The sequence below is a fragment of the Clostridium arbusti SL206 genome, assembly GCF_000246895.1.
GTDB lineage: Bacteria > Bacillota > Clostridia > Clostridiales > Clostridiaceae > Clostridium_I > Clostridium_I arbusti.
This window is the reverse complement of record NZ_BAEV01000153.1, coordinates 1-5906: the sequence shown is the minus strand read 5'-3', so window position 1 is coordinate 5906 and position 5906 is coordinate 1. Positions and strand designations below refer to the sequence as shown.

Genomic DNA, 5906 nt, shown 5'->3' with positions numbered 1-5906 from the left:
ATAGGTAAATAATACACTATATATAAAATGAAATCAATTAGAAAAAGTAAATTATCATATTAAATGGTATAAAAATAGCTATTAAAATATAGATTTTATTAGGTATAGAATAGTTATAATTATAAAAGTATGATGGATATTAATTCTTAAGAGTTGAGGAAAAAGTTGATAACCTCATGAAGTAAGATTATTTGTAAAATAGTTTGTTCAAACTTTGATTATTTAACGAACTAATAGATAGACAAAATTGTACTTTCAAAGTTGAATAGTGTGATGTTGGTAAATATATTATAATAATTATTAATATAAAAACATTGGGAGAGTAATAAATATGATTAATAAGAATGAACCACTACCGGACCATACAAACAAAGATTATTATGAATGTTATGCAAAGGTTGTGCTTGAAGAACTTTATCCTAAAGAATTTCTAAATTTAGAAATAACAGATAAGCCAGATTTAGAAACGAAAAATGGAGAATATGGAATAGAAGTTACCAATGCAAGGGATAAAGATCAAATGAATGCAGAAAATTTATATAGTAGGATTTCTTATAATAAGGTTCGTAATGTAACTAGAGCATTGGAAAAAATAAAAAAATGTGGATGTAAGCTAGAAGGAGGTATTTTGTCTGGAAAAGTTGGCACAGATTCATTTGATTTAATATTATCAGCTTTTAATAAAAAATTAAAAAAATTGAATAGAAAAGGATATAGGTATTTTAAGCGAAACTGCTTGTTTATTTTTTCAGATATTTATGCAGATGATAAAATGATAACAAAAGCTGTTAAAGATATGCAACAAAGCCAAATAAATACCGGAAAAAATTTTTATAAAGTCTTTGTTTGGCTTCCAAAATGCTTCTGTTGTTTGAATTTATATACAGGTAGTTATGAAATATATTAAATTGAATCTGAAACTCAAATAATTCAAGCTAGTAAGGCACGTGAACTTGTTGAAAAATATGAGGATGCAGAATAGTAAATTTAACTAAATTAATGATTCTATTGAATATTAAATTTAATACTAAATTAGAATATCGCACTATTCATAAATAAGAATAGATTTGCGATATTTTTTATTACACAATACAAAAATATTATGCTTAGACTATTTTTTTAAAAGCTACATTTTCACCATGTTGGAGCGTTACAATCATGATCAAATATAGGGGGTTAAAGGCTGTTATAGATTTAAGAGTAATTATAAGATAGAAAAATATGAAGGGTATTTTATTATTACAACAGATAAAGATATAGAATTTTCATGCGAGATTGTAGCTAAAAGACGTGGATTTGAATATATAAGATTTGATCATGCTGACAGCGTAAAACAGAATTTATTAAAGAAAACTACCAATGATGATATAACAAAATTATTGGATAAACATAGTAGTTCAGATTTAGCAGATATTTTATTGAAAGATATAAATTTAGCTGATAATTTATTAAATTTTTAGGGAGGTAATGATAATGAATAAAGAAACAGGTTATGCAGTAATAACACAGGATGTAGGAAAAATATTAACCTACGCTTATGCAGTAATAGATACAGAGGGAAATATAACAAAGAATAATGTTAAGGAAAGTTTTGTAGTAATGGATGAAGATTTATTAGCACATGTTACTGCTATAGAAACTTATATTAATAATAAATTAAATCCAACACCAGCAGCACCAACTAATTAGGTGTTATTTTTTTATACTTTTTTAGGAGGTGGCTATATGGAAAACAATGATGTGATACAGGAGATTAGCGAACGATTAGTCCGTATCGAAACAAAATTAGATGATTTTACAAGTCTAAAGGATAAAGCAGAACAAGCATATACGGAAAGTAAACAAAATGCCAAAGATATAACAGAAATTAAAGATAATATAAAATGGCTGTGGAGAACGGGACTCGGAGCAGTTATTGTTATTATTGTAGGAGCAATAATTAAATTTAATTGGAAATAGGCAGTTTAAGGGAAACCTTAGATTGCCTATTTTTTTCGACTTTTTACTTATTACGTCTTACAAGAATTTAAATGATGAAATGTAAAAAACTATTGACATTTTATTTGAATTATTGTTAAAATAAAAATGTAAAAAATATTTTACATTTTAGGAGATGATTTGATGAAAAAAATGGACGAAATGGAAATGAGCATTAATTTAAAAGCGATAAAATGGAGTGGCACTTTTACTAATATAGCTTTACTTGTATGGTCTATTTATAATTTCATTCATACACATACTTTGACACTTCCTTTTTATATCTTAAACATAGAAATTGCAATTTATTACTGTACTACTCAAATTTTAAGATGGAAAATGGATGATATGGATGGACGTAAATCTATCATTCGATATTTTATAGGAGTTATATTAGTTGTATTAATTGTGGGCATACTTGCTCATTTTTTTCCAAAGTAAAAGAGGGATAAAGATGAAAAATAACATAAAAAAACTAAGAAAACAATTAGGATATAGACAAGAGGATTTAGCAAATACTTTGGGAGTTACTAGACAAACTATTAATGCAATTGAAAATGAGAAATATAATCCTACACTTGAATTGGCCATGAAACTTGCTAAATTATTAAACACTACAGTAGAAGAATTATTTATACTTGATAGTTAAAGGGTGTTGCCAGAAATGTGATACCCCATTTTTTGACTTTTTATCAGGAATAATGAAGAAGTAATTGATACTTGTACATATTAAGGATTATAATGTAAATATGAATTTTTTATTTAATATGTGAAGGAAGTGTTAATATGAATCTCTTAAAGAAAATATTTAATTGGAATAATAAAAAAGTATTAATTCATGGATTTATAGTTTTATTAGCAATATTAGGATTGGGTAGTTATTTTATTTCAACAAAATATTATAGTGGAAATCAAGATATTACTAAAAAAAATAATCTTGTTACACCCAAATTAAATACTAATAATGCGGTAAATAATTCTACAAGTAATAATGTTGATACCAATACCACAAATAATGCTACGGATGATACAAATACCACAAATGCTACATCATCTCAAAATAATAGTGTACAACCTCAACCGAATAATACAGCTACTACTAACACTACTAAAGCAAGTGATAATCAAAATAAAACTCAAACATCATCTACTAATAGTCAGCAACAAACACAGCCAACTACACAACAACAGCAACCTAAAAAGAATTTTGTGTCAGGAGAAATTCAAGCAGAAAATTTAAAGAAAGAACAAGAACAGAAAAATCAACAAATTGAAGATGCTAAAAAACAATGGATTCAAGACCAAGTTGATGAAGCAAATAAAAGAGAACAAGAACAGAAGGCAAAGCAAGAATCTCAACAAAGACAGCAACAAGCACAGCAGGAGCAAGAACGTCAGCAGGCGGAAAAATCTAAACAAGCTTTATTATTAGACTTACATAATCAAGAAATACATGCACAACAAGAGTTAAATAATGCACAAAATACAAAAGTGAGAGTGTTTATGGATGGACAATGGACATATCAATCTGATACATCTAAAGTTGATGCAGCTAGAAATAAAGTAAGTGAAATCCAATCAGAAATTAATGATTTAAAATAAAATATATTAGTTGAAAAATCATAGTGTCAAATATGGCACTATTTTTTTCTTCCTGATACTATCTTTATTTTTTAGAGTATTTAAGATGTGTATATAAAAAATATCTAAATTAAATATTGTAAAAAGTAAAAAAATCTTAAAAAGTCTTTACTTCTTATTCATGATAGTGTTAGAATAAAAATATCAATAAATTACATTTTTAATGTGTATTTAATAAAAAACTGAATACCAATAAATATTAAGAAAATAGGACTTGAAAGTACCAAGAAAACTGGCTTTACATATATAATTGTTTATCTTGCAATATTTCGTAATTCTGAATTCATAGCAATGATTGCAGACAAACTTAGACTTAAAAATAAAGCTAGAATGGCAGCTCAGTAAGGGGTTTAAGACGGTTGAGTCTGTTGAAAAGCCTATGAACAGTAAATTATACCTATAAACATCTTATATTTTAAAATACAATCTCTAATATTCATGGAATAATATGGAGATTGTATTTTTTTATTTTTCAGCTATAATTTATATAGCAAAGTACATTCTCGATCTTCCACAAAACTCATAGCATAAAAAATTTTTTCTTCTTCTGTAAATCTACTTTTACTTATTCTTCTATTATAAATTTTTGATTTGTCTACTATAATCTCTATTTCCCTATCTTTAAAATTTCTTTTTCTATAATATGGATCAAATACATATACATAATCATCATCAATAGACGTGAGTAGGACATAATGATATATATTTGGATTATCAAAATAAACTTTTATAGCAGCAACTCCATTGTTGTTTAAGCACTCATAAATTTTGCTATCAGATTTTAAATTTATTTCCTCACTTTCTAATGTTTCACATTGAATCTTTAAATTATGTGATTTAGAGAATTCATTTAGCCAATTACTTATTAATTTTACTGCAAAATATGATGTGCCATTTCCACCTAATTTTCCGTTTCTATTATAGGTATCTAAACTATACATATAAATATTTTTTATAACTTCCGGGAAGATTTCATCTCTTTCAAATAGATACTTTAAAGCATTTATAAAAGTTGTTGGAACACAATCATATTCTGTAATTTGATATCCTAATGGTGTTTTCATTTTTACTATAACCTCGAATTATTTGAATTTTTAAACTTCGTTATTATATATTATATAAAAATTTTTATTATTGATATAATGATTTATACAAAAATTATAGGTAGTTCGTTAAGATATAAAAATATATCACATTTTTGAATAAAATAAATACAACAGTATGGAAGAAACAGCTAGGAGGTATGGGTGTTTTACAAAAAATAGATAAGCCTTATGTTTTTTGGGGGAACATAAGGCTTATCTTACAATAAATAGAGCTTCAAAAGTAATATCTAGTATTACTATATTTAAATAATAGCATTGAAATGTGGTGTGAATATAAAATAATTGTGTTTATTTTGTGTGATTTTATTTCTCTTTAACTTTATTTATAAGATAATATACTGATTGTAAAATAAAATCAATAAGAAAAAGTAAATTATTTACTTTGTGCTTCTCTTTTAAATTTGTTAACTATTTTCATATCTTCTTGATCTTTCAGTATCTCATATAGAATACTGTATTTCTTTCCTAGTTCATGTAACTTGATTTTTTCAGATGTACTTAAATTATTAAAATTTGATAATAATGAATTTATAGATAATTCTACTAAGCTAAGTTTATCTTTTACTGTAAGCATTTCTTTAATTTGTGCACTAGTGTTTTTTAATAAATTTTCCACATCACTATTGTCAATTTTTATAGTAAACCCATCAATATAATTATTATTCTCTAATTCGGTGTATTTTTTAATTATACGAAGCTTAAGAATATCACATTTGTGAATAAATCCATTTAAAGTTCCAGGATACCCATATACATAATAACCTTGTTCAACCTTCACAACTAAAGTTGTTCTTTTTATAAAAAAACTATCTATAATAAAAACAATATCACCTACATGATAATCTATTCCATTGTAAGTAAAAGCATATTCCCCTAAATTTCCAAAATGTATGTCCGCCTTTGTTGTATAATTTTTTCTAACAATTTTACCTTTCATACATTCTACCTCTTTTCTAAATTATTAATGTGGTTACATGAATTTTTATTATTAAATTGTATGATTCAAAATATACGTCGTATCTTTGACTTATTATTTATTTTCATATGCCTTATATTTGTTTTTATTGATTTACTATGAATAGGATAAAGTAATAATGTTATGTAAATCTATATATGTAAACTTAATTCTTACTTTTATTTTATACATATATCAGTATTTAGATACCAAATCATACTACGTGT

8 protein-coding genes are annotated in these 5906 nt (G+C 25.3%); 6 read left to right on the top strand and 2 right to left on the bottom strand.

Annotation, left to right across the window (positions count from 1 at the left end):
• The first annotated feature begins 331 nt into the window (after window positions 1–331).
• From RH99_RS17445 to RH99_RS17420, 6 genes are all read left to right on the top strand, one after another.
• A complete protein-coding gene (locus RH99_RS17445) occupies window positions 332–907 on the top strand; it encodes a hypothetical protein (protein WP_010241328.1) in 576 nt (191 codons plus the stop codon).
• 566 nt (window positions 908–1473) lie between these two features.
• Entirely contained in the window at window positions 1474–1689 is a 216-nt protein-coding gene (locus tag RH99_RS17440) for a hypothetical protein (RefSeq protein ID WP_010241326.1), read from the top strand.
• Window positions 1690–1725: 36 nt separating this feature from the next.
• Window positions 1726–1959 (top strand): hemolysin XhlA family protein, encoded by a 234-nt coding sequence (locus RH99_RS17435; protein WP_010241325.1) that lies wholly within the window; start codon window positions 1726–1728, stop codon window positions 1957–1959.
• A gap of 162 nt (window positions 1960–2121) precedes the next feature.
• The gene (locus RH99_RS17430) at window positions 2122–2418 is read left to right on the top strand and encodes a hypothetical protein (RefSeq protein ID WP_010241323.1); all 297 of its coding nucleotides are present in this window, start codon (window positions 2122–2124) and stop codon (window positions 2416–2418) included.
• Window positions 2419–2431: 13 nt separating this feature from the next.
• Window positions 2432–2626: a helix-turn-helix transcriptional regulator gene (locus RH99_RS17425; protein ID WP_010241321.1), complete on the top strand. Its 195-nt coding sequence runs from the start codon at window positions 2432–2434 to the stop codon at window positions 2624–2626.
• Between the two features lie 137 nt (window positions 2627–2763).
• Window positions 2764–3579, top strand: a complete 816-nt coding sequence (locus RH99_RS17420; RefSeq protein WP_010241320.1) for a hypothetical protein — start codon at window positions 2764–2766, stop codon at window positions 3577–3579.
• A gap of 515 nt (window positions 3580–4094) precedes the next feature.
• Here RH99_RS17420 and RH99_RS17415 read toward each other — a convergent pair.
• Together RH99_RS17415 and RH99_RS17410 are read right to left on the bottom strand one after the other, a co-directional pair.
• Window positions 4095–4682, bottom strand: coding sequence for a C39 family peptidase (locus RH99_RS17415; protein ID WP_010241319.1), 588 nt, complete (start codon window positions 4680–4682; stop codon window positions 4095–4097).
• A gap of 415 nt (window positions 4683–5097) precedes the next feature.
• Window positions 5098–5661 carry a hypothetical protein gene (locus RH99_RS17410; protein WP_010241318.1) on the bottom strand — a complete coding sequence of 188 codons (564 nt, stop codon included), beginning with the start codon at window positions 5659–5661 and terminating at the stop codon, window positions 5098–5100.
• Window positions 5662–5906 lie beyond the last annotated feature (245 nt).

Coding starts and splice junctions, on each gene's coding strand:
- RH99_RS17445 (WP_010241328.1), top strand. CDS start 332: ATGATTAATAAGAATGAACCACTACCGGACCATACAAACAAAGATTAT.
- RH99_RS17440 (WP_010241326.1), top strand. CDS start 1,474: ATGAATAAAGAAACAGGTTATGCAGTAATAACACAGGATGTAGGAAAA.
- RH99_RS17435 (WP_010241325.1), top strand. CDS start 1,726: ATGGAAAACAATGATGTGATACAGGAGATTAGCGAACGATTAGTCCGT.
- RH99_RS17430 (WP_010241323.1), top strand. CDS start 2,122: ATGAAAAAAATGGACGAAATGGAAATGAGCATTAATTTAAAAGCGATA.
- RH99_RS17425 (WP_010241321.1), top strand. CDS start 2,432: ATGAAAAATAACATAAAAAAACTAAGAAAACAATTAGGATATAGACAA.
- RH99_RS17420 (WP_010241320.1), top strand. CDS start 2,764: ATGAATCTCTTAAAGAAAATATTTAATTGGAATAATAAAAAAGTATTA.
- RH99_RS17415 (WP_010241319.1), bottom strand. CDS start 4,682: ATGAAAACACCATTAGGATATCAAATTACAGAATATGATTGTGTTCCA.
- RH99_RS17410 (WP_010241318.1), bottom strand. CDS start 5,661: ATGAAAGGTAAAATTGTTAGAAAAAATTATACAACAAAGGCGGACATA.